Origin of the sequence: Streptomyces sp. KL116D (assembly GCF_030766975.1) — a bacterium.
Lineage (GTDB): Bacteria > Actinomycetota > Actinomycetes > Streptomycetales > Streptomycetaceae > Streptomyces > Streptomyces longispororuber_A.
Genome location: NZ_JASERH010000136.1, coordinates 516,395 through 541,827, shown reverse-complemented (window position 1 = coordinate 541,827; position 25,433 = coordinate 516,395). Strand labels below are relative to the sequence as shown.

The 25,433-nt window shown below is 70.7% G+C and carries 22 protein-coding genes; 12 read left to right on the top strand and 10 right to left on the bottom strand.

The annotated features are described in order from the left end of the window. The first annotated feature begins 3 nt into the window (after nt 1-3). Nucleotides 4-2,688 carry a family 78 glycoside hydrolase catalytic domain gene (locus RBJ77_RS51140; RefSeq protein ID WP_372351215.1) on the top strand — a complete coding sequence of 895 codons (2,685 nt, stop codon included), beginning with the start codon at nt 4-6 and terminating at the stop codon, nt 2,686-2,688. A 55-nt stretch (nt 2,689-2,743) separates the two neighbouring features. Here RBJ77_RS51140 and RBJ77_RS51135 read toward each other — a convergent pair whose 3' ends face one another. Beyond that, nucleotides 2,744-3,292 (bottom strand): RBBP9/YdeN family alpha/beta hydrolase, encoded by a 549-nt coding sequence (locus tag RBJ77_RS51135; RefSeq protein WP_372351214.1) that lies wholly within the window; start codon nt 3,290-3,292, stop codon nt 2,744-2,746. On the opposite strand from RBJ77_RS51135, the gene RBJ77_RS51130 reads away from it, so the two are divergent. From RBJ77_RS51130 to RBJ77_RS51105, 6 genes are all read left to right on the top strand, one after another. After that, nucleotides 3,273-3,872: an Lrp/AsnC family transcriptional regulator gene (locus RBJ77_RS51130; protein WP_372351213.1), complete on the top strand. Its 600-nt coding sequence runs from the start codon at nt 3,273-3,275 to the stop codon at nt 3,870-3,872. The two genes, RBJ77_RS51135 and RBJ77_RS51130, sit on opposite strands and share 20 nt — an antisense overlap. A gap of 238 nt (nt 3,873-4,110) precedes the next feature. Then, nucleotides 4,111-5,148, top strand: a complete 1,038-nt coding sequence (locus tag RBJ77_RS51125; RefSeq protein WP_372351212.1) for a sugar phosphate isomerase/epimerase family protein — start codon at nt 4,111-4,113, stop codon at nt 5,146-5,148. Then, nucleotides 5,145-6,053: a transketolase gene (locus tag RBJ77_RS51120; RefSeq protein WP_372351211.1), complete on the top strand. Its 909-nt coding sequence runs from the start codon at nt 5,145-5,147 to the stop codon at nt 6,051-6,053. The genes RBJ77_RS51125 and RBJ77_RS51120 overlap by 4 nt, the downstream gene beginning before the upstream one ends. After that, a complete protein-coding gene (locus RBJ77_RS51115) occupies nt 6,050-7,003 on the top strand; it encodes a transketolase family protein (RefSeq protein WP_372351210.1) in 954 nt (317 codons plus the stop codon). Before RBJ77_RS51120 ends, RBJ77_RS51115 begins: the two co-directional genes overlap by 4 nt. Then, nucleotides 7,003-8,457, top strand: a complete 1,455-nt coding sequence (locus tag RBJ77_RS51110) for an FGGY family carbohydrate kinase (protein WP_372351209.1) — start codon at nt 7,003-7,005, stop codon at nt 8,455-8,457. The genes RBJ77_RS51115 and RBJ77_RS51110 overlap by 1 nt, the downstream gene beginning before the upstream one ends. An 84-nt stretch (nt 8,458-8,541) precedes the next feature. Continuing rightward, the gene (locus tag RBJ77_RS51105) at nt 8,542-9,525 is read left to right on the top strand and encodes a sugar-binding transcriptional regulator (protein ID WP_372351208.1); all 984 of its coding nucleotides are present in this window, start codon (nt 8,542-8,544) and stop codon (nt 9,523-9,525) included. On the opposite strand, the gene RBJ77_RS51100 is transcribed toward RBJ77_RS51105, so the two are convergent. Then, entirely contained in the window at nt 9,507-10,340 is an 834-nt protein-coding gene (locus RBJ77_RS51100) for a helix-turn-helix domain-containing protein (RefSeq protein WP_372351207.1), read from the bottom strand. The two genes, RBJ77_RS51105 and RBJ77_RS51100, sit on opposite strands and share 19 nt — an antisense overlap. 56 nt (nt 10,341-10,396) lie before the next feature. On the opposite strand from RBJ77_RS51100, the gene RBJ77_RS51095 reads away from it, so the two are divergent. Next, a complete protein-coding gene (locus RBJ77_RS51095; RefSeq protein WP_372351206.1) occupies nt 10,397-11,212 on the top strand; it encodes a phytanoyl-CoA dioxygenase family protein in 816 nt (271 codons plus the stop codon). A gap of 190 nt (nt 11,213-11,402) precedes the next feature. Here RBJ77_RS51095 and RBJ77_RS51090 read toward each other — a convergent pair whose 3' ends face one another. The 3 genes from RBJ77_RS51090 to RBJ77_RS51080 all read right to left on the bottom strand — a co-directional run bounded on the left by RBJ77_RS51090 (nt 11,403) and on the right by RBJ77_RS51080 (nt 13,091). Next, nucleotides 11,403-11,870 carry a hypothetical protein gene (locus RBJ77_RS51090; protein ID WP_372351205.1) on the bottom strand — a complete coding sequence of 156 codons (468 nt, stop codon included), beginning with the start codon at nt 11,868-11,870 and terminating at the stop codon, nt 11,403-11,405. 81 nt (nt 11,871-11,951) lie between these two features. Continuing rightward, nucleotides 11,952-12,152, bottom strand: coding sequence for a hypothetical protein (locus RBJ77_RS51085; RefSeq protein ID WP_372351204.1), 201 nt, complete (start codon nt 12,150-12,152; stop codon nt 11,952-11,954). Between the two features lie 342 nt (nt 12,153-12,494). Continuing rightward, nucleotides 12,495-13,091: a hypothetical protein gene (locus tag RBJ77_RS51080; RefSeq protein ID WP_372351203.1), complete on the bottom strand. Its 597-nt coding sequence runs from the start codon at nt 13,089-13,091 to the stop codon at nt 12,495-12,497. Nucleotides 13,092-13,307: 216 nt separating this feature from the next. On the opposite strand from RBJ77_RS51080, the gene RBJ77_RS51075 reads away from it, so the two are divergent. Beyond that, a complete protein-coding gene (locus tag RBJ77_RS51075; RefSeq protein WP_372351202.1) occupies nt 13,308-16,163 on the top strand; it encodes a tetratricopeptide repeat protein in 2,856 nt (951 codons plus the stop codon). Nucleotides 16,164-16,181: 18 nt separating this feature from the next. Here RBJ77_RS51075 and RBJ77_RS51070 read toward each other — a convergent pair whose 3' ends face one another. After that, nucleotides 16,182-17,045, bottom strand: a complete 864-nt coding sequence (locus tag RBJ77_RS51070) for a carbon-nitrogen hydrolase family protein (protein ID WP_372351201.1) — start codon at nt 17,043-17,045, stop codon at nt 16,182-16,184. A 567-nt stretch (nt 17,046-17,612) separates the two neighbouring features. On the opposite strand from RBJ77_RS51070, the gene RBJ77_RS51065 reads away from it, so the two are divergent. Then, the gene (locus RBJ77_RS51065; protein ID WP_372351200.1) at nt 17,613-18,026 is read left to right on the top strand and encodes a hypothetical protein; all 414 of its coding nucleotides are present in this window, start codon (nt 17,613-17,615) and stop codon (nt 18,024-18,026) included. Here RBJ77_RS51065 and RBJ77_RS51060 read toward each other — a convergent pair. Further along, nucleotides 18,000-19,514 (bottom strand): MFS transporter, encoded by a 1,515-nt coding sequence (locus RBJ77_RS51060; protein WP_372351560.1) that lies wholly within the window; start codon nt 19,512-19,514, stop codon nt 18,000-18,002. The two genes, RBJ77_RS51065 and RBJ77_RS51060, sit on opposite strands and share 27 nt — an antisense overlap. A 286-nt stretch (nt 19,515-19,800) precedes the next feature. Here RBJ77_RS51060 and RBJ77_RS51055 point away from each other — a divergent pair, with 286 nt between their 5' ends. Next, nucleotides 19,801-20,154, top strand: coding sequence for a hypothetical protein (locus tag RBJ77_RS51055; protein WP_372351199.1), 354 nt, complete (start codon nt 19,801-19,803; stop codon nt 20,152-20,154). A 24-nt stretch (nt 20,155-20,178) separates the two neighbouring features. Here RBJ77_RS51055 and RBJ77_RS51050 read toward each other — a convergent pair whose 3' ends face one another. From RBJ77_RS51050 to RBJ77_RS51040, 3 genes are all read right to left on the bottom strand, one after another. Then, nucleotides 20,179-20,487 carry a hypothetical protein gene (locus RBJ77_RS51050; RefSeq protein ID WP_372351198.1) on the bottom strand — a complete coding sequence of 103 codons (309 nt, stop codon included), beginning with the start codon at nt 20,485-20,487 and terminating at the stop codon, nt 20,179-20,181. A 9-nt stretch (nt 20,488-20,496) separates the two neighbouring features. Then, nucleotides 20,497-21,078, bottom strand: a complete 582-nt coding sequence (locus tag RBJ77_RS51045) for a hypothetical protein (protein WP_372351197.1) — start codon at nt 21,076-21,078, stop codon at nt 20,497-20,499. A 225-nt stretch (nt 21,079-21,303) separates the two neighbouring features. Then, on the bottom strand, nt 21,304-23,679 hold the full coding sequence (locus RBJ77_RS51040) for an AbfB domain-containing protein (RefSeq protein WP_372351196.1): 2,376 nt from the start codon (nt 23,677-23,679) through the stop codon (nt 21,304-21,306). A gap of 449 nt (nt 23,680-24,128) precedes the next feature. Between RBJ77_RS51040 and RBJ77_RS51035 the strand changes: the two genes are divergently transcribed. Beyond that, nucleotides 24,129-25,397 (top strand): PucR family transcriptional regulator, encoded by a 1,269-nt coding sequence (locus RBJ77_RS51035; protein ID WP_372351195.1) that lies wholly within the window; start codon nt 24,129-24,131, stop codon nt 25,395-25,397. Nucleotides 25,398-25,433: the final 36 nt, after the last annotated feature.

Here is a 25,433-nt window from a genome sequence, read left to right as displayed (position 1 = left end):
CCCATGAGCCCCGCCCTCACCACCCCCGTCGTCATCGAGCACCTCCGCGACGCCCTCGGCATCGGCACGGCGGTGCCCCGACTGACCTGGCGCACCGAGACCGACGAACCCGACTGGACCCAGAGCGCCCACCAGATCAGGGTGACGGGTCCCGACGGGCGGGTCCTCACCGACACCGGGCGCGTCCCGAGCGCCGAATCCGTCCTGGTGCCGTGGCCCGGCCCGCCGCTCGCCTCCCGGCAGCGCGCCACCGTCAGTGTCCGCGTGTGGGGCGGCGCGCGCGACGAGCCGGCCGACTGGTCCGCGCCCGTGGCGGTGGAGACGGGTCTTCTCCACCCGGGGGACTGGATCGCCCGCCCCGTCACCCCTGACACCAGCGCACCCCAGGGACCGCTCCCGGTCGCGCTGCTGAAGAAGGGATTCACCGTCACCAAGCCGGTGGCGGCGGCCCGCCTCTACAGCACCGCGTACGGCGTGTACGAGGCCGAACTCAACGGACGGCGCATCGGTGACGAGGTCCTCGAGCCCGGCTGGACCTCCTACCACCACCGCCTGCGCTACCGCACCCACGACGTCACCGGACTGGTCCGCCCCGGCGAGAACGTCATCGGCGCGCTCCTGGGCGAGGGCTGGTACACAGGCCGCCTCGGCTGGGACGGCGGCCGGCGGGCCCGCTACGGCCCGCACCGCGCCCTCCTCGCCCAACTGGAGCTCCGCCACACCGACGGCAGCACCACCACCGTCGCCACGGACGGTACCTGGCACTGGACGACCGGCCCGCTGCTCCGCTCCGAGCTCTACGACGGCGAGGAGTACGACGCGCGGCGCGAACGTCCCGGCTGGTCGAGCCCCGGACACGACGCCCACGACTGGCGCTCCGTGCTTGAACTGCCATTTCCTGAAGCCGAGTTGGTTGCTCCCACCGGGCCGCCGACGCGGCGTACCGAGACCGTCGCCGTCCGCGCGGTGCACACGACACCGTCCGGGCGGACCGTCCTCGACTTCGGCCAGAACCTCGTCGGCCGGCTGCGCATCCGCGTCTCCGGACCCGCCGGACACACCGTCACCCTCCGCCACGCCGAAGTCCTCGAAGGCGGCGAGCTCGCCCGCCGTCCCCTGCGCGGGGCCGCCGCCACCGACACCTACACCCTGCGCGGCGGACCGGAACCCGAGACCTACGAGCCGCGGTTCACCTTCCACGGCTTCCGCTACGCCGAGGTCGACGGCTGGCCCGGCCCGCTCGACCCCGCCTGCGTAGAGGCCGTCGTGCTCCACACCGACCTGGAGCGCACCGGCTGGTTCGAGAGCAGTGACCCGCTGCTGAACCGGCTCCACGAGAACGTCGTGCACTCCCTGCGCGGCAACTTCCTCGACCTGCCCACCGACTGCCCGCAGCGCGACGAACGGCTCGGCTGGACCGGCGACATCGCCGTCTTCGCCCCCACCGCCGCCTTCCTCCACGACTGCTCCGGCATGCTCACCGGCTGGCTGCGCGACCTCGCCGCCGAACAACTCGCCCGCCCCGACCGGTCCGTGCCCCTCGTCGTCCCCGACATCCTCGACCCGCCCATGGCCGACGGCGCGCACGCCCTGTGGGGCGACGCCGCCGTCCTCGTGCCCTGGGCCCTGTACCGGGCGAGCGGGGACCTGCAGCTCCTGCGCACCCAACTGCCTTCAATGACAGCTTGGTTGGCGAAGGTCGCCGAGCGCATCGAGGCGGGCGGCGGACTGTGGCGCGACCCCGGCCAGCTCGGCGACTGGCTCGACCCCGCGGCCCCGCCCGACGACCCCGCCGCCGCCCGCACCGACCCCGACCTCGTCGCCACCGCGTACGCCGTCCACGCCGCCGACCTCGTCGCCGAGGCCTGCCGCCTGCTCGACGAGAAGGACGAAGCAGCCCACCTCACCGCCCTGGCCGCGCGCTGGCGGGCCGCCTTCACCGACGAGTTCGTCACCCCGGCCGGACGCCTGACCTCCGACTCCCAGACCGCCTACGCCCTTGCCCTCCGCTTCGGCCTGCTCACCGACGAGAGGCGCCGCCGTGCGGCCGGTCAGCGCCTGGCCCACCTCGTGCGCCGGGCGGGCTTCCGCATCGCCACCGGCTTCGCGGGCACCCCGCTGATCTGCGACGCCCTCTGCGACGCCGGTGCACCGCAGCTCGCCCACCGGATGCTGGCCGAGCGGCACTGCCCGTCCTGGCTGTACCCCGTGACCATGGGCGCGACGACCGTCTGGGAGCGCTGGGACTCCCTGTTGCCCGACGGCACGGTCAACCCGGGGCAGATGACCTCCTTCAACCACTACGCCCTCGGCTCCGTCGCCGACTGGATGCACCGCACAGTCGCCGGACTCGCCCCTGCCGAGCCCGGGTGGCGCCGCATCCGGATCGCACCGCGCCCCGGCGGCACCCTCGCCCACGCCCGGGCCACGCACCGCACCCCGTACGGGATCACCGAGGCGGGCTGGCGCATCGAGGAGGGCCGGCTCGTCGTGGAGGCGGTGGTCCCGCCCGGCACCCGGGCGGAGATCACGCTCCCGGACACGGGGGAGACGTGGGAACGCGGCTCCGGGCGCCACGCCTTCTCCGTCCCCTACGCCGCACCGCCCTGGCCCCCGTCCCCGATCGGCCACCCCTTCGTACCCCGCGAGCCCTGCGACTGCGGCACGCCCGAAGAAGAAGCACCGTGATGAGCCCGGCCGGGCCTGCGCAGGGGTGGTGGCCGACGGTTCTGGAGTTCGCTGATCACTGCTGCGTCAGCGCGTCCAGGAGCTCACGGCCGTGCGGCCACGAACCGAGGCCGCTGGCGGAGTTGAGGTGTCCGAAGGAGCCCGCCAGGTGCCATCGCGCCGCCCACCGCGCCGCGAAGGCGGTGGCCGCATCGTCGGTGCAGTACGGGTCGTCGGCACTGCCCACCACCAGGGCCGGCCCTGGCAACGGCTGCGGGGACACCTCGACGAACGTCGCGGCCGCCCGGCGTGGGAACGCCGGCCCCTGGGGGTCGGGCGGTGCGACCAGGAAGGCGCCGGCGACCGGGCTCGCCGGGTTCCTGCTCCACCAGACGGATGCCGCCCAGCAGCCCAGGCTGTGCGCCACCAGCACGACGCGGCTGTCCCGCCGAGAAGCGGTGTCGTACGCCTCCTGCACGGCGTCGACCCAGTCGTCCAGATCGGGTGCGGACCACGAGGCGGGGGAGATCCGCACGGCATCGGCGCCCCACGCGCGCTCCCACAGGGTCTGCCAGTGCTGACCGTCGGAGCCGTCGATACCGGGGATGACGACGTATGCGACCACTGCTTGCCACCGTTCCACTCGTCACCCCGCTGCGATCCTGGGGATGCCTGGCCCACATTCTGTTGGCAGCAGCAGCGCGGCGACAGCGGCGCAAGTGATCTCAAAGAAGATGGTGCTGACGACGATGGAATCACTCGACCGGATAGACCAGGACATCCTCAGCCTGCTCCAGGCCGACGGCAGGCTGACCGGCGCCGAGGTGGGCCGCCGCGTCGGACTCTCGCAGCCCGCGGCGAGCGCGCGCATCCAGCGACTGGAGAAGAACGGCGTCATCACCGGTTACCGGGCCGTCGTCGATCCGGCGGCACTCGGCCTGAACATTCACGCCGTCATCCGCCTGCGCACCACGCATGCCCAGCTCCGACGCGCCCTGGACTTCGCTGCGAGAACGCCCGAGGTCACCTCCACCCTGAGGGTCACCGGGGAGGACTGCCTCATCCTGGAAGTCCACTGCCCGCAGGCAGGACGGCTCGAAGAAGTCGTCGACGCATGTGCCCGCTACGGCCCGGTCACCACGTCACTGGTGCTTCGCGAGTATCCGCCGAAGCCGCTGACCGACGCCGCGTCAACCACGTCGTGACCCCCGGCATCCCGGCGGCAGGCGACTCCAAGGACGGTGCGGCTGGGCTCAGTCGGTGATGAACCAGTTGTTCTTGAGGTACTCCAGGGTGCTGCCGCCGAGCTGGCCCTCGGAGAAGGTGACGGAGGCCTTGATCGCGGCGGTCGGGATCATCTGGAAGGTCACGCAGGATCCGGAGGAGCGGTTCCCGGGTTCTGAGGGGTTGACGCGTCAGACGTGCGTTCGTACCTTGTCCCGCATGTCGACTCAACAACGCATAGACATTCGAGAGTCGTTACGGAGCGAGCCGGTCTACGGCGCGGGCGTCTGGCACTTCGCGACCTACGTCGACCGGTACGCCACGGACGGATACGGCGAACCGCGCACCGTCCTCGACGCCATCAAACTCGCGGGCGCCGTCGGCGACCTGTCCGTCCTCGACCTGAACTGGCCCTTCCCGCCCGGTGACATCAGCACGGCAGAAGTGCGTGCGGCCCTGGCCGAGCAGAACCTGCGGGCCATCGCCGTGACACCGGAGTTCTACACCGGCAAGTTCGCCAAGGGCGGCTTCACCAACCCCGACGCCGCCGTCCGCCGCCAGGCCGTCGACCTGGTCGCCGCCTCCGCCGAGGTCGGCCGCGAGCTGGGCGTGGACTACATCAAGATCTGGCCGGGACAGGACGGGTACGACTACCCCTTCCAGGCCGACTACAGCGACCTGTGGACGAAGTCGGTGGACGCCCTCCGCGAACTCGCCCAGGGCTACCCGGATGTGAAGTTCGCCATCGAGTACAAGCCCCGCGAGCCGCGCAACCGCATGGTCTTCTCCTCCGTCGCCCGCACGCTGCTGGCGATCCAGGACATGGGCGTGGACAACGTCGGGATCCTGCTGGACTTCGGACACTCCCTGTACGGCGGCGAGACACCGGCCGAAGCCGCCCGCCTCGCGATCGCCCGCGACAAGCTGTTCGCGATCGACGTCAACGACAACTTCCGAGGCTGGGACGACGACATGGTCGTCGGCTCCGTCCACCTGCTGGAGACCTTCGAGTTCTTCTTCGCCCTCCAGGACGCCGGCTGGGACGGCGTCTGGCAGCTCGACCAGTTCCCCTTCCGCGAGGACCCGGTCGAAGCCGCCCGCACCGGCATCCGCACCATGCGCGCCTTCCACCAGGCACTGGGCTACCTCGACCGGGAGGAACTCGCCGCCGCGCAGGCGGCGCAGGACGCCCTCACCGCGCAGCGCCTCGCGAAGCGGGCCCTCTTTCGCGCCCTCGCGGAAAGCGAGGCCCCGTGACCACCGTCCGGGAGGCGGCGGGGCCACTCAGGGCCGACGGGGACGCAGCCCGCGCCTATCACCGGCGCAGCGCACGCCTGCGCGCCGCGTCGCCCGCCGACGCCGCGGACGAGCTCGCCGAGATCTCGGCCTCCGTCCGGCGCGACATCCTCACCGCCGTCCAAGCGGCGGGCATGGGACACGTCGGCGGTGACCTGTCCGTCACCGACCTGCTGGTGACCGCCATGTGGGGCACCCTGCGCATGCACCCGACCCAGCCCGGCAACCCGCAACGCGACCGCATCATCCTCAGCAAGGGCCACTGCGCCGCGGCCCTCTACTCCACGCTGGCGTCCTGCGGCTTCTTCCCCCGGGCCCGGCTGACCGACTTCATGGCCCCGCTGTCCCCGCTCAACGGCCACCCCGCCCGGCTGAAGGTCCCCGGCGTGGAGACCAACACCGGCCCCCTCGGTCACGGCTTCCCCATCGCCACCGGCTGCGCGCTCGGTGCGAGGCTGCGCGGCGAGACCTGGCGGACCGTCGTCGTGCTCGGCGACGGAGAGATGCAGGAAGGGAGCAACTGGGAGGCCGCGATGACGGCGGCCCACCACGAACTGGCCGGCCTCACCGCCGTCGTCGACCGCAACCGCCTGCAGCAGGGAGCCCGCACCGAGGACACCAAGTCCCTCGAACCGCTGGACGCGAAGTGGGCCAGCTTCGGGTGGGAGGTCCGCGTCATCGACGGCCACGACCACCGGGCGATCAAGGAGGCGTACGCGCCGTCCACCACCGGTCGCCCGGTCGCCGTCATCGCCAACACGACCAAGGGCAAGGGCGTGTCGTTCATGGAGGACCGGGTCGAGTGGCATCACAAGGTGCCCACCGACGAGCAGGTACGCCGTGCGCTCGAGGAGCTGAGCCGATGAGCACCGTCGCCGCCCCGGCCGCCACGTTCGACTGCAGGGTCGACTTCGCCGACGAGCTCGCCGTACTGGCCCGCGCCGACGAGCGGATCGTGGCCGTGTGCAACGACTCGGTGGGCTCCAGCAACCTCACCGGGTTCCGCGCGGAGTTCCCCACCCGACTGGTCAACGTGGGCATTGCCGAACAGGACCTGGTCGGCGTCTCGGCCGGCCTCGCCAACGCGGGGTTCATCCCCTTCGCATCCGCAGCCGCGCCCTTCCTGACCGGCCGCGCCCTGGAACAGATCAAGGCCGACATCGCCTACACGCACCGCCATGTCGTGCTGTGCGGCCAGAGCCCCGGCATGGCCTACGGCGAGCTAGGGCCCACCCACCACTCCATCGAGGACCTGTCCTGGATGCGCGCCGTCCCGGGCCTGGAGATCATCGTGCCGGCGGACCCGGCGCAGACCCGCAGCGCCGTGCGCCGGGCCGCCGCGTCGGGCCGGCCCACCTACATTCGCGTGCCCCGGTTCAAGGTTCCCGCCGTCACCCCCGAGGACGCACCCTTCGAGGCCGGCCGGGCCGTGCGCCTCACCGACGGGAGCGACATCACGCTGATGGCCGTGGGCACGATGGTCTCGCGTGCCCTGGAAGCCGCAGCCCTCCTCGCTCAGGAAGGCGTCCGTGCCCGCGTCCTCAACATGACCTTCGTGGAGCCGCTCGACGTGGACGCCGTGGTGGCCGCCGCGCGGGAGACCGGAGCGATCGTCACCGTGGAGGAAGGACTGCTCTCCGGCGGCCTGGGCGCGGCCGTGGCCAAGGTCGTGGCCGAGAGCCACCCGGTCGCCGTACGCATGCTGGGCGTGCCCGCCTTCGCCCCGACCGGCAGCGCGGCGTTCCTGCTCGACCACTTCGGACTGACCGCCGACGGCATCGCCGGCACCGCCCGCCAGGTCCTGGGGCGGGCCTGATGAAGCCGTACGTTCTCGCCGTCGACCAGGGAACCAGCTCCACCAAGGCGCTGCTCGTGGACGCCGCGGGCGGCATCGTCTCCCGTGGCCGAGCGGCTCTGGGCCAGTTCCATCCGGGCCCGGGTCTGGTGGAGCAGGACGCGACAGAGCTCCTCGACGGCGTGCGCGCCGCCGTCGCCGACTGCGTACGGGGCACCGACCCGCGCGACGTGGCCGGCCTGGCCCTGAGCACCCAACGCGAATCGGTGGTCCTGTGGGACGCCGCGACCACCAAGCCGGTCTGCCCGCTGGTCAGTTGGCAGGACCAGCGGGGAGGAGAACGTGCGGCCCGGCTCGCCGCCGCGGGAGTCGGTCAGGAAGTCCGTCGCCGGACGGGCCTCCCACTCGATCCGATGTTCTCCGCTCTGAGGATGGCGGCCCTGCTCGACAGCCATGACCCCTCCCGTGCACACAGCACCGCCGGCTCCCTGCGCCTGGGCACCGTGGACGCCTACCTGTTGCACGCACTCACCGGAGTGCCGGTCACCGAGGCGGGCAACGCCTCCCGCACCCAGCTGCTCGACCTCGCGACCGGCGACTGGGACGACGAACTGCTCGACTGGTTCGACGTCCCGCGGGCGGCGTTGAGCCGGATCGTCCCCTCCACCGGCCCCTTCGGGACACTTCGAGGGTTCGCCCCGCTCGTCGACGGCACCCCGGTGCTGGCCGTCATGGGCGACTCGCATGCCGCTCTGTTCGCCCACGCCGGCTGGCGGCCGGGCACCGTGAAAGCCACGTACGGCACCGGTTCGTCGGTGATGACCATCGCTGACTCACCCGCGCCCGCCGCCGATGTGTGCAGCACCATCGCCTGGTCCACAGGGCTTCCCGCCTACGCCCACGAAGCCAACATCCGCTCGGCCGGGCGCACCCTGACCTGGCTGGCGGACCTGCTCGGCACCGAGCCGGAACACCTCATCCGGCTCGCGGCCGACGCCGACGCGGGCGATGTGACCTTGGTGCCGGCCTTCGGCGGCATCGGCGCACCGTGGTGGGACGCCCAGGCCGTCCCCCTCCTGGCCGGATTCGGCCTGGGAACCGGACGCGCCCAACTGGCCCGCGCCGCCCTGGAATCCGTCGCCTTCCAGGTCGGCGACGTCCTGGCGGCCCTCCCCGGGCCGCGACAGATCGTCGCCGACGGCGGCCTGAGCCGAAGCGACGCGCTCCTGCAGCTCCAGGCCGACATCAGCGGCGTCACCGTGGCCCGCACCCGCCACCACGAACTCTCCGCCGCCGGCGCCGCACATCTGGCCGGACTGGGACTCGGCTGGTGGACCACCGAAGACTTGGCACAGCGAGCCGACAGCGACCTGCAGACCTTCGAACCGACCTGGAGCGACGAGCAGCGCCGCAGCGCGCTGGGACACTGGCACCAGCGCCTCACAGCCGCCCGACACCTCGGCACCCGACGCTAGGCTGTCGAGCGGCGCAGCCAGGCAGCCCGGCAAACGGCCCGGCCGCCCAGAAGGACAAGAGCGACCGAGAACGAGAACGGAGACATGGTGGCGGCAGCGTCGTCCACTCCCAGCCCGGACCACCTGCGGCTGCTGGTGAAAGTGGCCCGCATGTACCACGAGCGCGGAGTGCGCCAGCCCGAAATAGCGGCGCACCTCAACATGTCCCAGCCCCGCGTCTCGCGCCTCCTGAAAGAGGCGGTCGACCGGGGAGTGGTGCGCACCGTCGTGGTGTCACCCGACGGCGTCCACGCTGAACTCGAAGACGCGCTGGTCGAGCGGTACGGACTGCGCGACGCCGTCGTCGTGGAGGTCGAAGGAGCAGGGGCCGACGTCATCCCCGCGCTCGCGGCGGCGACGGCCACGTACCTGGACGCGACGCTCAAGGGCGGAGACGTCATCGGTGTCTCCTCGTGGAGCGCCACCCTGCTCGAAGCGGTCAAGGTCATGAGGGCGAAGACGTCGTCGGTCGCAGGCGAAGTCGTGCAACTGGTCGGGGGATCCGGCAGCCCGGAGGTCCAGCTGCACGCCACCCGGCTCGCCGGCCGCCTGGCCGAACTCACGGGCGCCAGGCCGGTGTTCGCGCCGTCCGCGGCGTTGGTCGGCAGCCGTGAGCTGCGTGACCTGCTGTCCCAGGAGCCCGCGATGGCCGACGTCATTCAATCCTGGTCCCGCCTCACCCTGGCCCTGCTGGGCATCGGCAGCCTGGACCCCTCACCACTTCTGCGCCGCTCGGGCAACGCCATCACCGATCGTGACCAGGAACAGCTCCGGAAGCTCGGCGCGGTGGGGGACGTCTGTGCCCGCTACTTCGATGCCGACGGCAACCCGGTGGACGCTCCCTTCAACGACCGCCTGATCGGCATCGGGCCCGATCAGCTGCACGAGGTGGAACGCCGCATCGGGGTGGCGGGCGGCATGGACAAGGTCGCCGCGATCCGGGGCGCGGTACGTGGCGGATGGATCAACATCCTGATCACCGACGTCGAGGTGGCCCGGCACCTGCTGAGTCAACGACTGGCGCGATAGGCCGTCGGCGCGAACCCTGTCGTCTGACGGAAACGCCGTGAGAAGAACAAAGGGTCGGTGAAGCCGACCCGTGCGGCGATGTGGGCCACAGGAAGGTCGGTGAGTTCCAGCAGCTCCTTCGCCGCGCTGATCCGCATCTGATGCACCCGCGCCATCACCGACGTTCCGGCCCGTTCGCGGAACCGATGCGCGAGCCGGGACGCGGAGACGCCGACGTGGGCGGCCAGGGACGCCACCGTGTGGGGCCGGTCCAGGTGCGCGCCGACGTGTTCGACCACGGCCAGGACGAGCGGGTCGAGGCCGTCCCGCCGGGGACTCTGGGTGCTGCACCACAACAGGGCCTGCTCCATGGCGTTCATGGCGAAGGCCGGACCCTGCCGCAGTCTCGCCCCGTGATGGGCGACGGCGGACCGGAGCGCCGCGGCGACCCGTTCGGCGATGACGGGAGTCAGGTCGAGGCGGAGGATCCCCGGGGCGGCCTCGGGCCATTCGAGGAGCGCCGACCACTCCGGGCGCGGCCGCACGTGCGCCCAGAGCAGGTCCCACCGTCCGACGGCCGGGTTCGTTCCGTAGTGCTGCGGGGTGTGCGGCGTGAACGCCACGATCGACCGCGGCGGGACGGCGACCGTCGTGGAGCCGTTCCATGCGCAGCCGGCACCGTCGACGGTGAGGATGATCAGCCACTCGCTGGTCCCGTGCGGGCGCAACGTGTCGTAGTCGGCGCCGGAGACGAAGTGGCCGGGAAGGATCCGGTCGACGTCGGGGCTCCCGTCGTCCCGGCGGAAGGGGGAGGCGGGCACAGCAGGATTCTCCATGCACTCGACGCTCCCGTCCATGCCCTGCACCGAGGTGGACCGGCAGTCTGAACGGCATGACGACAGTGACGAACTCACCCACGGACCGCCGGACACGCTACGAGCGCGACGGGGTCATCCAGGTCGACGCGTTGCTCCCGGACCCCGAGACCGACGTCATCCGCGAGGCGTTCATGGAGCAGGTCACCCGCGACCGCGGGGCAGTGGGCGCGGTCGACGAGGTGGCACCGGACGACGTACTCGCGCGCTATCCACGCTTCATGCAACCGCACCGGCGCGCCGACCTCGCCATCGGGAGACTGGCCCGGCGCTACCTCACGGACCCACGGATCGTCGATGTCGTCCAGGAACTCGTGGGCCCCGTGCACGGCGCCCAGTCCATGTTCTACTTCAAGCCGCCCACGGCCCGGGGCCAGGCGATGCACCAGGACAACTTCTTCCTGCGGGCCCACCCCGAGACCTGCATCGCCGCCTGGATCGCGATCGACGACTGCGACGCGGAGAACGGCGCGCTCGCCGTCGTCCCCGGCTCCCACACGATGGAGGTCGCCTGCCCCGAACAGGCCGACTCCAGCGAGTCGTTCACCCACGGACTCGTCCGCGCCCCGGCGGGGACGGTGAGCAGGCAGACCCGGATGCGCGCCGGCGACGTGCTGTTCTTCCACGGCAGCGCGGTCCACGGCTCACTCCCGAACACCTCCGCAACCCGCTTCCGCCGCTCCCTGATCTTCCACTACGTGCCGACGGCCAGCGAAGAGGTCTCCCACTGGTACCTGCCACTCGTCGAGGTGTCCACCGGAGCCGACGTCACGATCCCCGAGGCCGTGGGTGGGGGACCGTGCGGGGACGGCTGGGAGGGCGCGGCCCACTGACGGCGGGCCCGGACCCGGTCTTCCCGTGCACTCAGGGGTTGGCGAAACCCACTGGGCTGATGAGGGCAAAGCGGTTGAAAGAGGATTCCCGGCAGTGGCTCGGCCCGTGGGCCACGGCCCGCCCGAGCAACTGCTGACCTTCCTGCACGAGGTCACCCACCACTGGTGCTTCTCCACCGACGTCTGGAATTCAGGCCTTGCTCAGGCGGTCGCGACGCGTCTCGGCGGTGTAGCGGATCCGCTTGGTGCGGCCCGCCGCGGCCAGGATCTCCATGGCCTCGGTGTTCGTCCCGTCGGCCGTCTTGAGCTGGAGCCAGTTGGACGAGGCGAGCAGGTCGTCGGGCTGCCAGGAAAGCTCGAGAGTGATGGCGCGGAAGAGTGACCACTCCCGCAGGCGCTGAGTGAGGAAGGGACGATCGCTCGTGGCCCGGGTCATCGCCCGCACCCACCCCTCGTAGGCGGGCCCGGTACAGAGGTCGGCGGCTCGACGGTCCAGGTGCCGCAGCACGGCGGACTGGGCCATCGTGTGGTCCGGATCTGTGAGCACGCGACTGACCAGGTCGAACTCGTCCGGTTCGGCGACCTGCTGGAGCGCCGTGAGGTAGGCCGAGAAGCGAACGTGTTCATCCGGGACCTGCTGGATGGTGTGGCTGTCCATGCGGCCTGCTCCCCTCGTTCCACCAGGACACCGTGATCGAACGGCACGCCGGCGCGGTCCAGGGGATTGTGTCTCAACGGCTCACGCCGCGTCCCTGCGATGTCGACTCTCGTCGGGCTGGTTGTTCTGCACCGGGTTGGTGATCAGCCGTAGGTGTCGACGACGCCGGGCGTGGCCCGGGGCTGGGGGACGGGCTGGGTGGAACATCCGGTCCTCGATGCGGTCGAGTCCGAAGAGGATGAGGGCGAGTGTGGGCAGGAGCAGCACGGCCACGGCTATCACGGCGAAGGTCCTCCCGGTCAGCTGTGCTGGTCGGGTGCCCTGGCCCGGCTCTGATCACGAGTGCGGTGGTGTGTAGGTGCCGTGACGGAGGGGTGGGCATCGCGCAGATGGCGGGAGGGGCCGAGCGCGTTGTGGCGGACGGAGGTTTGATCCGTGCGATTGGGGACATCCGGTGCGTACGGCCCCCGGGCGGGCTGTGCTGGGAGGCCCGGTGGCTCGTCCTCGTGGGTCCGGCAGTTGGGGCTGCTGGGCGCACACAGTCCTGGCCCCGCTCCGAGGAGCGGGGCCAGGACTTGTCGGAGGGCCGCTTCGCCGCGGCACGCCCGTGAGCCGCCGGAGGCGTCATACACAGTTGCGGATCTGTGTCACGTCACGCCACTTCACGCCTTTGCTGCGGGAACTGTAGGCGGGAGGCAGCAGTTCGCTGCCGTGGTTCGAGTAGTACATCATCGGCTCGGTGCCGGTCAGTTGGTTGTTCACCCAGGACCCGACGGTGACCCAGGGAATGGCGTACTTGGCGCAGGCGTACATGCCGATGTTGTCGCCGGACCGGTTCTCGTACTTGTACGCGCAGAACCATCCGTAGTTCGTCCAGCCGGTGCAGTCGTAGGCGTTGTACACCTGCGCGGACTGGTCGCCCAGCGGTCGCGGTCGGTTCTCGCCCGGCACGGTGACGTTCAGGACGGCTCCGTCGAGGTCGACCTGGTTGGGTGACACCTGGGTGCCCTGGCCGTCGAACGTGACCAAGTAGTCGTCGACCTTGGCCTGCAGGGCCGTCGCCTGACCGGCGGAGAGCCCCGCCGCTTGCGCCTGCGCGACGTATCCGGCGCGGGCTGTCCGGGCCGTGGCTGTGGCTGACGCCGTGGCTGTGGTGGATCCGACCACTGCGAGGAGCAGCGCCGACACCAGCATGGTCACGAACGGGATTGGCTTCTTCATCTGTGTCCCATCGACTGGCAGTTGAGGTACCGGGCACGGCGATCACGACCGGTAGGCATGGCCGGCGGCCGGTGGTCCCAGGGTGTGGCGTGAATGTGGGCAGGAACCTTGCGTGAACCTTGCTTCACTGGTCAGGGCGGGTTGAGTCATGAAGCGGGCGGGACGACGGAGACCCAGTGCACGGGATGATGCAGAGCGACTGCGGGGCGAACGGGAATGACGGAGTTTCTGCTGCTGGGAACGGTCGAGGTGCGGGGTGCGGACGGCGTGGCCGTCGATGCGGGTCCGGCCAAGCAGCGCGCCGTGCTGGTGGCGTTGCTGGTGGACGCCGGCCGGTGGGTGGCGACCGAGACGTTGATCGACCGGGTGTGGGGGCAGGATCTCCCCGCCCAGGTGCGCCCCTCGCTCTACGCGTACATCGCCCGGATCCGCCGGATGCTGGCAGCGACGGCGGCACCTCTCGGCGCGGGCGGCTCGACGGGTGCCGATGCGGAGCCGCAGTTACGGCGTGGCCCCGGCGGCTATCTGCTCGACGTTCCGGCGGACCGGGTCGACCTGCACCGGTTCCGGCAGCTGGTCGGGCAGGCCCGCGCCGTGGACCACACGGACGCCGAGCGGGTGCTGCTGCTCCGGGAGGCACTCGAGACGTGGCGCGGCGAACCGCTGGCCGAGCTGAGCGGAGCATGGGTCCGGCGCACCCGGCAGCGCTGGGCCCAGGAGCGGATCGAGACGGTACTGGCCTGGGCGGATGCCGAGATCCGCGTGGGCAGTCACGCGGTGGTGATCAACGAACTGACCGCTCTGGTCGACGAGCATCCGCTGGTGGAGCCGCTGACCGTGGCGCTCCTGCGGGCTCTGCAGGCCGCCGGTCGCAATCCGGAGGCCCTGGCGCGCTACGCCAGCCTGCGGAAGCGATTGGCCGAGGAGTTGGGTACGGACCCGAATGCAGAGGCGCAGCAGCTGTATCAGGCGATTCTGCGCGGCGAATCCGCCCCGACCGTGGCGAGCGGCATGCGGCCGTCCGCCGTCACGAGAGCCGATCGCGTGGTCCCGGCCCAGTTGCCTCTGAGGGCGCGGGGATTCACCGGCCGGACGGAGGAACTGACCCGGCTGGACGGGATCCTGCCCACCACCGTCGAGCGGCCGGCCGCGGTGGTGGTCTCGGCCGTGTCGGGCACCGCCGGCGTGGGCAAGACGGCGCTGGCCGTCCACTGGGCCCACCGGACGGCCGACCGCTTCCCGGACGGCCAGCTGTACGTGAACCTGCGCGGCTTCGATCCCTCCCAGGCAGCGGTGGCGCCCGATCAGGCCGTGCGGAGCTTCCTCGACGCGTTGGGCGTGCCCGCCCAGCAGGTCCCGGCGGACCTGCAGACGCGGGTCAGCCTGTACCGCAGCATGCTGGCGGGGCGGCGGGTGCTGGTGGTGCTGGACAACGCCCGCGACGCCGACCAGGTCCGCCCGCTGCTCCCCGGCTCGGCCGGCTGTCTGGCCGTGGTGACCAGCCGGAGCCAGCTCGCGGGACTGGTCGCCACCGAGGGCGCTCACCCGCTGGTCCTGGACCTGCTCTCCCCGGCCGAAGCCCACGATCTGCTCGCTCACCGGCTCGGCGAAGACCGGGTGGCGGCGGAACCGGACGCCGTGCGGGAGATCATCACGCGCTGCGCAGGGCTACCGCTGGCCCTGACCATCGTCACGGCCCGCGCCGCCACCCACCCCGGCTTCCCGCTCAGCGCCGTCGCGGCGGAGCTCCGCGACAGCCACGGCAGTCTCGACGCCTTCACCGGGGGCGACCTCACCACCGACGTACGGGCCGTCTTCTCCTGGTCGTACCGTGCCTTGTCCGCCCCGGCCGCCCGTCTGTTCCGCCTGCTGGGCCTGCACGCAGGACCCGACATCCGCACGGCCGCCGCGGCCGCCCTCGCCGGGATGCCGCTCCGGGAGACCTCTGGGCTGCTCGTCGAACTCACCCGCGCCCACCTGCTCACCGAGCACTTGCCCGGGCGGTACACGCGGCACGACCTGCTGCGGGTCTACGGCGCCGAACGCGCCCTCGCCGAGGAGACATCGGCGGAGCGGGACCGGGCCGTCGAGCGGGTCCTCACCTGGTACCTGCACACCGCGGACGCCGCCTATCCGTTCTTCACCCCGTACCGACGGCGGGTTCCCCTCGGCCCGTTGCCCGCCTCGTGTCATCCCCTTGCGTTCAGCACCTACGACCAGGCCCTGGAATGGTGCGAAGAGGAACATGCCAACCTCGTCGCCGCCGTGCACCAGGCCGTCGCCGTCGGCCGGCCGGGGGCCGCCTGGAGACTGGCCGGTGCCTTGTGGGGGTTCTTCTACCTCCGCGGTTATCTGCACGACTGGCTCGACACGGCTCAGACCGCGCTCGTCGCCGTCCGCGACGCCCACGACCGAAGGGGCGAGGCGTGGAGCCTCAGCGACGTGGCCTGCGCCCTGACCCAGAACCACCGGTACGACGAGGCCATCGACCACTTCCGGCTGTCGATGGCCCGCTGCCGGGAACTCGGGGACGAATACGGCAGGTGCCAGTCCCTGGTCAACCTGGGCTACATCTACCGCCGGATCGGCCGACCGGAGAAGAGCGTCGAGTACTGCCGCAGGGCATTGGCCGTCTTCCGGGTCCTCGGTGACGACTTCCGCAAGGGGAACGTCCTGGCCAATCTGGGCGACTCCTACCAGCAGCTCGGGCGGTTCGACGAGGCCATCGGCGTCCTGGAGCAGGCGCTGCCCGTCCTGCGCGCCGAGGGCGACCGCTGGTGCGAAGCCGTCGCCCTCGAGTTCCTCGGCACCGCCCACCGGAGACTCGGGCACCACGACGACGCGATCGAGTGCTACCGGCAGGCGTTCGACCACCACGATGAGATCGGCAACCGTTTGGGGCAGGCTCACGCTCTCGACAACCTCGGCCACGTCCACCTGGCCACCGGCAGGCCCGACAGGGCGCGCGAGAGTTGGCAGGAGGCGCTGGCCATTCTCAAGGAGTTCGACCGCGTGGACGCCGAGCGGACCCGGGAAAGGCTCCGTCACCTGGACGCGGAAAGGAGTCCGTGACGGGCCGCCGGCAGCGAGTCAGCCGAGCTGATGGCTGGCGCGCGCGTGACCGGTCGAGTTGTGCAGGTCGCGCAGCATGGGCTCGGAGTCGCGGACGGCGAGCAGGGCCTGCGGATCGAGGTCGGCGGTGATCAGCTCGGGCCGGTCCGTGCCGGCCTCGGCGAGCGGGCGCCCGTCCGGGCCCCAGATGGCGCTGGAGCCGCAGGCGTGCCAGCCGCCGGTCGTGCCGATGTGATTGGCCAGTACGGCGTAGCAGGTGTTGTCCAGGGCTCGTGCCGGGAACCACGTGCGCGATTCGTGGTAGCCGTTGCCCACGCTGAACAGGGCGCCGACGACGTAGGCGTGGCAGCCGTCCAGCGCCGCCGCACGCGCGTGCTCGGGGAAGCCGGAGTCGTAGCAGATGCCCAGGCCGAGCCGCCAGCCCTCGATCTGCAGGGTGCACCCGGCCGCACCGTCGCGATAGATCTCGCGTTCCGACTTGAACAGGTGCTGCTTGTCGTAGCGGGTGACGAGCTCGCCGCTCGCATCGAAGACCAGCGCCGAGACGTACAGGTCCCCGCCGTCGTGGAAGGCGGCGCCGACGACGGCTGCCGTGCCGGTCTCCCGGCAGGCGTCGGCGATCGGGGCCAGCCGCGGGTCACCGGGCTGTACGGCGCACGTGTCGGGGGCGGCCCGGATGAGGTCGGGTTCGTAGCCGCTGAGGAACTTCTCCGGAAGAACCACGAGCTGGGCCTCGGCCCTCGCAGCGTCACGGATGATGTCGGCCACGGTGGCCACGTTGGCTTCGACGTCGCCGGCCACTGCCTGAGCCTGTGCGGCAGCGATGCGAATCGGACGCGAGGGGAGCGGGTGGAACGGGCGCTGAGCAGCATGTTCTCTCACGGACCTTCACCTTACCGCCACGCGCCTGACATGCATGCGCGGGCCCGGCTGATCCAAATCGGCTTGCCGTCCTGATGCCGATCCGTGATCGTGGGCCGATGCCAGGACAGGGGAAGAGAAGGCGGCGGGAAGAGGCCGCCAGGCGGCAGCTCGCCGTTCGCACCGCGCCGGACGCGGGTCAGTGGGAGCTGGTCGTCGAGACTCGCGATCAGGCGGAGATGCGCACGCAGCTCCGCCGCCTTCGGGAAGCAGGAGTCGACGGGTCGATGATCCGGATCGACACGTTGTGCGGGCGCCTGGAGCTTCCGACCACCTACCGGCTGAGCCGGTTCGTGCCGCGCCCTGGGTAAGAGCGCGGCCAACGGCACGTTCCCTCACGCCTTCAGGCTGTGCCTCGTCTGGAACCTCGGCGTGAAACCGCGGATCGCCTGCCGCGGCACCGAGCACGGCCCCGGCGCGGGCAAGCAACGCCGGGGCGTGGAGGGCGCGTTCGCCGACCCGTAGTGGTTCCGTCGATTGCGGATCCGCTGGGGCGATGTTCACCTTGTCGGTGGCTACTCTGACGACGTGGCCGATGAGAAGGACAGTGGGAGCGGCTCGATCCGGCGCCGCTCGTGGGACCCGGTGGTGTCCACCGTCGCGCTGGAACTGTTCGGTCTCGCTGTCTCCGGGCTGGTCGCTCTGGTGGGGTGGCCGTTCGGGTGGCTGCCCGACACCAGTTTCGTCGGGATCGTGACCGGCGTGATCGCGATCGGGCCCGCGGCTGAGTTGTACAGCCGGGCGGGCCCGCCGCGTCGCCTTGCCGCTGTTGCCGCCCTCCTTGCGCTGGTAGCGGTGAGACTGTTCGTGGCGGCAGCATTGAACTGGGCTTTTCCTGCGCTGGCTGATCCGGGCGTCGGAGTGCTCGTCGGCTACCTTGTTGGGTTACCCACTGGTGTGGCTGTGCTGGCTTGGCTACTCGCCAGGGCGAACGTCGCCTGATGCGGCACCAGTTGGCTGCCGCTTCGTGCGCAGGAACACCGCCGCGAGGACGACGCCGAGGAAGACCAGAGCCGCGTTGACGGCGATGGCGAGGGTGACGCCGTGGTGGATGGCCGAGGCGGTCGTCGCGCCGGTTGCGGTGGCCGTCACCACCGTCGACATGATGGGCGTGCCGAGCGTGATGCCGACCTGTTGGGACATCGAGGCGAGACCGGTGGCCAGGCCCTGTTCCTCGTCCGGGAGCCCGCTGGTGGCGGTGACCATGAAGCCGACGATGACGAGCATGTTGCCGATGCCGCCGAAGAAGGTCGCGGGCAGGAGCAGGGCCATGGAGGCGGTGGTGGTCGTGCCCAGGAACAACAGGGCGGCGGTGAAGACGGTCTGGATGACGCCGCCGGCGACCAGGGCGGTGAGGGTGGAGGTCCTCGCGATGACCTTGGGGGCGAGCAGTCCGCCGGCGACCGTACCGATGCCGAGGACGCCGAACGAGATGCCGGCGGTCAGCGGGGAGAAGTCGAGGGTCTTCTGCAGGTAGAGCGTGAGCAGGTAGACGAGCGAGGTCTCGGTGACGAAGGCGAGCAGACCGAGCACGTTGCCCCAGGCGACGTTGCGGCGTCCCAGCGTCTTCAGCGGGACGAGCGGATCGGCGACCTTGCGCTCGATCAGGAAGAACGCGGCGAGGAGCACGGCACCGCCGCCGAGGCCGACGACCGCGTGCGTGTCGGTCCAGCCGTGTTCACCGGCCTGGGTGAGGCCGTAGACCAGACCGAGCAGACCGAGGGTGACCGTGAGCGCGCCGGGCAGGTCCAGCTTGGGGCGGGTGGCCGGCTTCGACTCCTTGATGACGGTGGGCGCGATGAGGACGACGGCCAGTGCGACGGGCACGTTGATGAAGAAGGCCCAGCGCCAGGAGAGCAGGTCGGTGAGGACGCCGCCGAGGATGGCGCCGGCGGTGAATCCTGCGGACATCAGAGCGCCGTTGATGCCCAGCGCCTTCTGGCGCAGGGGCCCTTCGGGGAAGGACGTGGTCAGGAGGGCGAGCCCGGCCGGAGTGGCGGCAGCCGTGGCCAGACCCTGCGCGACGCGAGCGACCAGCAGCACCTCCGGCGAGGTGGCGAGTCCTCCGACGAGTGAGGCGAGGCCGAGCAGCGCCAGGCTCCCGACGAAGATCTTCTTGCGGCCGATCAGATCGCCGATCCGCCCGAAGAAGAGCGTGAATCCGGCTGCCGAGAGGGCGAACGTGGTCGCGATCCACTGCAGGTTGGACAGCGAGAAGCCGAGCCCGTCACCGATCGCGGGGAGGGCGACGTTCAGGATCGAGAAGTCGACGGCCAGCATGAACTGGGAGACGAGCAGGACGGCCAGGATCAGCTTCAACCGGCCGGTCAGGAGCTGTGGTTGGGGTCTTGGGTCGTCTCCCGAGGGAGTGGTCGTGCCGTGCGCCGGTCGCGACTCGTCAGGGGCGGCTGCGGCCTTCGTCTTGACCATGGCCATGGCGGGACTTCCTTTCGTTCCCTCCGCTCGCCGATGCGGCGGTGCGCGGCAGGGCAGGGCAGGGCAGGGCTGAGTAGGTTCGGAACCGCCATCGCCACCACTAACGGGATCGTGGTTCCGTTACGTAGGAAGGTAGCAGTGCGCTCTCGTAAAAGGAACCCGGGTGCCGATAGGCTGCCGCTTGGTCAGTGCCGTCGCCCTCGAAGGAAATCCGTTGGCCCGAAGGATTGCGTCAATCGAGAATGGCCCTGTTCACGGTGCTGAGAGGAGCACGAAGTCGATGACGATCCCACCTGCCCTTACCGAGGCGGAACTTGACGAACTGGACGAGGCGGTGCAGGCCGCGACCCCAGGGCCTTGGTACGTCCGCTTCCTCGATGACGACTGGGCCATGAACCTCGTGGCGGTGAGCACCGTCCCCGACACCGGCCTGGGCGAGCGATGGCCGGACTTCGACCACCGCGAGATCGTCGCCGCCACCCTGGTCCAGCAGCCGCGTTACGTCGACGTCGCCGACAAGCAGTGGGACGAGAACGCGCGCTTCATAGCCGCCGCCCGCGAGAGCGTGCCCCGACTCATCGCCGAGGTCAGGCAGTTGCGTCAGCAGGTCCAAGCCCTGGCGGAGGGCAGGTGAGAGGGTTGGGGGCTGGTGCTCTGCTCAGTGGAGCCGGCATTCCCACGGCTCGATGTCGGGCTCTCCCGGGGGCAGCTCCCCGGTGCAGTATCGATGGAGCCAAGCGGCAGCGCGACGCTCCGCGTGCTTCTCGTTGACCGGTTCTCCCTCCTCGTCCAGTTCGAGGACGTTGACGAAGATCGCGACGACGATCTCCATCTGTGAGGGCGACGCGCGCAACTCTTCCCAGTAGTCGATCCCATCCAGCATCGGCTGGCCCACCGACCCGCGGGCGAGCCAGCCGGCGAAGCGACGCAGGGCTCCCGAAGCGCCGGGGCTGAGATGTGCAGGCATGCGGAGAACCTATCCCTTCAGTTCCGGCGCCATCGGAGGGTCGGCCCAGTAGCGGAACGGTCCCTCAGGGCCCGTGATGGTGACCGTGCCGCTCCGGCCGGCGCTGCTCCAGTCCAGTTCCAGGCGCCAGGTGGCATCGGACCGCGAGCAGGGGTAGATCTCGAACACTTCCGGATCGCTGCTCGTCACCGTGAACAGAAAGTCCGGGGGCCGTTCTGCGGGCGGGCCCGAGGTCTGCCCGCTCTGTGGTGCGGAGCGAAGCGGCTTCAACGAAGGGGGCGTGCGATCGAAGTCGGCTTCGAAGCCCTTTACTTCGAGCCTGCCGTGCGTGAAGCCCCTGTCCACGGCGGGACGCGGAGGCGTGCGAGACAGAACGATGGGGCGCAACTCCTTGAGGATGACGGCCTGTTGGGTGAGGCCCTCGATCTGCACACGGACGCCCATGCCGAGGCCGAGGAGGGTGCCGTCGTCGAGTTCGACGATGTCGTTCGACCGCCTGCGATCCTCGACGGACACCAGGAGGGGGACCTCCGGGGGAGGGTCCGTCGGGTGGATGTTGATGTCGCCGTGGATACGACCGGCCTGAATCACCGGGCCGTGGAACGAACCGCTCCCCGAGACCTGATTGCTCGTGCGGTGTGAAACTCCTGGAGATGGCTCCGGCATGACCTACCCCCCGTATATGTGGTCAGACAAGCACGCGCCGTCCCCGTACTTCCCGGGATTGCCGATTCTGCCCCTCAGAGACGCTGCCGCGCACATGCCCCTTGTGGGGAGATGCGCGCGGCAGCCCGGGGGAACGAGGAACGGGACGGATCAGGGAGCCCAGGGCGCTTCCACGGCCCAGGTGGTGTCCTCGGTGAACAGACTGGGGTTGTCCGCGGCGCGGGAGCCGCCGGGGACGGCGAGGTACACCTCGGAGTTGTAGTGGCGCAGGTACTGGCCCGGGTAGTTCTGGGCCATCAGGCGCACGCCGCCCTGCCCCGGCACCGCGCAGAACGTGGCGTCCGCGCGGAACAGTGCCGATCCGTCACCGGCCTCCCGGTGCACACGGAACTCGCGGTGGCGCAGGTACTCGCCCGGGTAGTTGCGGGATTCGAAGGAGTAGCAGGAGCTGTCGGCCAGGCCGGGCACGATCCGCCAAGTGGCGTCGTTCTTCAGCAGGTCGCTGCTGCCGCTGTTCACGACCTCGGTGTACGCGAGGGCGTCCTTGTGGCGGATGTAGCGGTCGGTGTAGCCGGGCGTGGTGACCCGCAGGGATTTGAGACCGGTGGGCAGGGTCGTCGGCGCCGTCGGACTCTTCGAGGCGTTGATCAACGCCTGGTTCGCCGCCTTGACCCGTCCCGCGTCGACCTTGACGACCTGGCGGTCGTACGTGAGCAGGCCGTTGACCTCGTTCTCGACGTCGGTGATCTCGGTGTAGACCGACGCGGACAGGCCGGCCGGCATCTGCTGGAGGCGCAGGGCGTCGATCAGGCCGATGAAGCGGTTGTTGAGGTGGGCGGCGTCGGCCTGGTCCTCGTACGAGAAGCCGTTGCCCGGCGACCATTCGTGGCCGGACACCCGGAGTCCGAGGCCGCCGTACTCGCCGAGGACGGCGGCCCGGGTCGAGGACGGGGTGGTCACGCCAGGGCCCACGTAGATGTGGTGGTCGATCACGTCGCCGTTGCCCCCGTCGACCGAGCCGCAGCAGTTGATGCCGCTCATGTTGTCGACCAGGCGCGAAGGGTCGGCCGCCTTCACCTTGTCGGCGATGCGGGCCTGGTCGTACTGGCCCCAGCCCTCGTTCTCATTGACCCACATCACGAGCGAGGGAGAACTGCGGTGCTCGTCGATGATCTGGTCGTACTCGGCCTCCCACTGCGTGCGGGCGGCCGCGTCCGGGGTGCGGGTGTCCATCGCGGGCATGTCCTGCCACACGAGCAGTCCGAGCCGGTCGGCCCAGTAGAACCAGCGCTGCGGTTCGACCTTGATGTGCTTGCGGACCATGTTGAAGCCGAGGTCCTTGTGCTTCTGGAGGTCGTACTTGAGGGCGTCGTCGGTGGGCGCGGTGTAGATGCCGTCGGGCCAGTACCCCTGGTCGAGGGTGCCGGTCTGGAACAGGAACTTTCCGTTGAGCAGCAGCCGTTGCTTTCCGTCGACCGTGCCGCGCGAGATCGACCGCAGGCCGGCGTAGCTGCCGACGGAGTCGGACACCGTGGAGCCGGAGAGGAGGTCGGCCTTGACGTCGTAGAGGAACGGGTCGTCGGGGGACCAGAGGTGCGGGTTGGATATGCGGACCGTCAGTTGCGAGCCGACCGCGCCGGTCGCCGTGCCGACCGTCGTGCCGCCCGAGCTGACGGTGACGCGTGCGCTCTGGCCGCTGATCCCGTCGCCGCGGACGGTGACCCGGAGGGTGGAGTCGGCGAGGTTCGGCACCATGTCGAGGCGGGTGACGTGGGCCGGGGCGGTGGGCTCCAGCCACACGGTCTGCCAGATGCCGGAGGCGGCGGTGTAGAAGATGCCGCCACCGGGGTGCGGCGTCACGTCGTTGATGCGCTGCTTGCCCACGGCCTGGCCGCCGGTCTGGGTGGGGTCGAACACCGAGACCACGATGGTGTTGGTGCCGCCGTTCAGCAGGGGCGTGATGTCGTAGCCGAATGCGTCGTAGCCGCCGCTGTGGGCGGTGCCCGCCTGCTGGCCGTTGACCCACACCGTCGTACGCCAGTCGCTGGCGCCGAAGTTGAGCTGGACGCGGCGGCCGTTCCACGCGGCGGGAACGGTGAACGTGCGCTTGTACCAGAGCTTGTCGTTCTGGGTGATCTTGCGCTGGATGCCGGAGAGCGCGGATTCCGCGACGAACGGGACCCGGATCTGCTCGGTGAAGGAGGCCGGCTGCCCGGCGTCCGCCGAGGTCACGGCGAAGTCCCAGATGCCGTTGAGATTGGCCCAGTCGGGCCGGGTCAGCTGCGGCCGCGGATACTCCGGCAGCGGATTGTCCCGGGAGACCTGGTCGGTCCACGGCGTCGTCATCGGCGCCGGTTTGGGGGTCCAGGCGGTGGCCGCGGCCTGCGCGGCGGGGGCCACGACGGTGGCGCCGCCCAGGAGCAGCGCGAGGGCGGTCAGCAGGATGCCGAGCGCGCGGCCCCAGCGGGACGCGGACAGGGCACGGGGGAGGCGTGCCGGTCTGAGGGGGGTGGACGGGTGGTGCATCGGGGCTCCTCGTGTCGCAGGGCGCGGCCGGACGGGCCGCCGGACGGCGGTACGGAGGTGCTGGAGCACGCGGGGTGCCCGGTTCTGGTCGTCGATCCTTACAACGCTGTACGGGAGAGGTGCTGAAAGGGTCGGATTCAGGCATCCCAGTGGGGAGGAGGCGTGCCGGAGGTACGGATCGTCACGCCGCCCTTACATCGTTGTAAGAGAAGTTATGGCGTACGGCCTGACGGCGCGTCAACGCCTTGGACACGCAATCTGCCGCGGGGCACACCGCCGGGGCGCGGAAGTCGTTGCTCCTGGGCCTCATCGAGGAGGGCGATCGTCTCGGCGCCTCCCGCGCGGGGCACGTGCCGGTTTTCGCCGGCCCATCGCTTTGCGATGAATCTTTCGGCACACTCGGCCCCGGCCGATACCGATGAGCAGGGACCTCGCCGGGAGCTGGTGTGATGGGTGAGCAGGCGTTACGCGCTTCAGCGGCAAGCCGGCGACGGGCGCCGCTGCAGATCGCCGGGCGGCAGATCGGCCCGTACCTCCGTGCCCGCGTCCCGGAACTCAGCCGCGCGGTGGTCGGTCGCCTGCGCACGGAACTGCCCGTCTACGCGGGACTTCCGGCCGAGGCGATGTCCGGCGACATCACCGAGATCGTGCAGCACAACCTCCGGCTGTGCGCGGACGTCCTGGAACACCGCCGGCCGGCCACCGAGTCCGAGCTGACCGAGCAGCGCGACTCCGCCTCGCAGCGCGCCGAGGAGGGAGTTCCGCTCGACGCCATCCTGACCGCGTACCACATGGGTTCGGCGATGTGCTGGCGCGAGATCACGGCCGACGCGGAACCGCACGAGCTCCCGGCGGTGCAGGAAGCGATCGACCGCGTGCTGACCCTGCTGCAGCAGCTGACGGCCGCGGTGAGCGCGGCCTATCTGGAGACCCGGCTGCTCATCGACAGTCAGGAACAGGACGGGCGCCGAGCCTTGATGGCCGCGCTGCTGTCCGGAGAGGAACCGGGCGGCCGAGGCGCGCCCCGCCCGACGCCGTACTACGCGGCCTTCACCCTCGCCGTCGACCTGCACCCGGACGAGAAGGCAGCCGGGCCCGGCGCCGCGATCGCCGCACGCCGCAAGATCCGTCGGCTGCGCGCCGCCATCGACCGCGGCGGCCACGAGCCCGCCCTCACCGCCCTGGACAGCGAGGGCGGCACGGTACTGCTGCCGGTGACCGAACCGCCGCCCTGGAGCGAACTGTGCGGTGTGGTGGAACAGGCGTCCCGATCGGCGGCCGTCGCCATCACCGCGGCAGCGAGCGTCGTAGAGACCGCGGCCCTGCCAGAGGCGGTCCGGCGCAATGCGGAGGTCGTGGAGCTGGTCCGCCGCACAGGTCGTCCGCCCGGGCTGTACCGGCTGGCGGACGTCCTGCTGGACTACCAACTGTCCCGCCCCGGCGCGGCCCTCGACGAACTCGCCAACCTTCTGGCTCCGTTGGAGCCGAAGCCGGGCCTGCTGCGGACCCTGGAGGTGTACCTGGCCTGCGACTTGGACCGGCGCGCCGCCGCGGCCGCGCTGTTCATCCACCCGAACACGGTGGACTACCGGATCCGGCGCATCACGCAGCTGACCGGCCTGTCTCCGTCGAGCACGTCCGACCTTCACCAGATCAACGCGGCGCTGGTCGCGCGACGCAGCCGTCATCCCGTCCCCGGCCCGGACCGCTCACCGTGACCACCTGAACGATTCCGGTGCGGCCGGGCCGTGGGC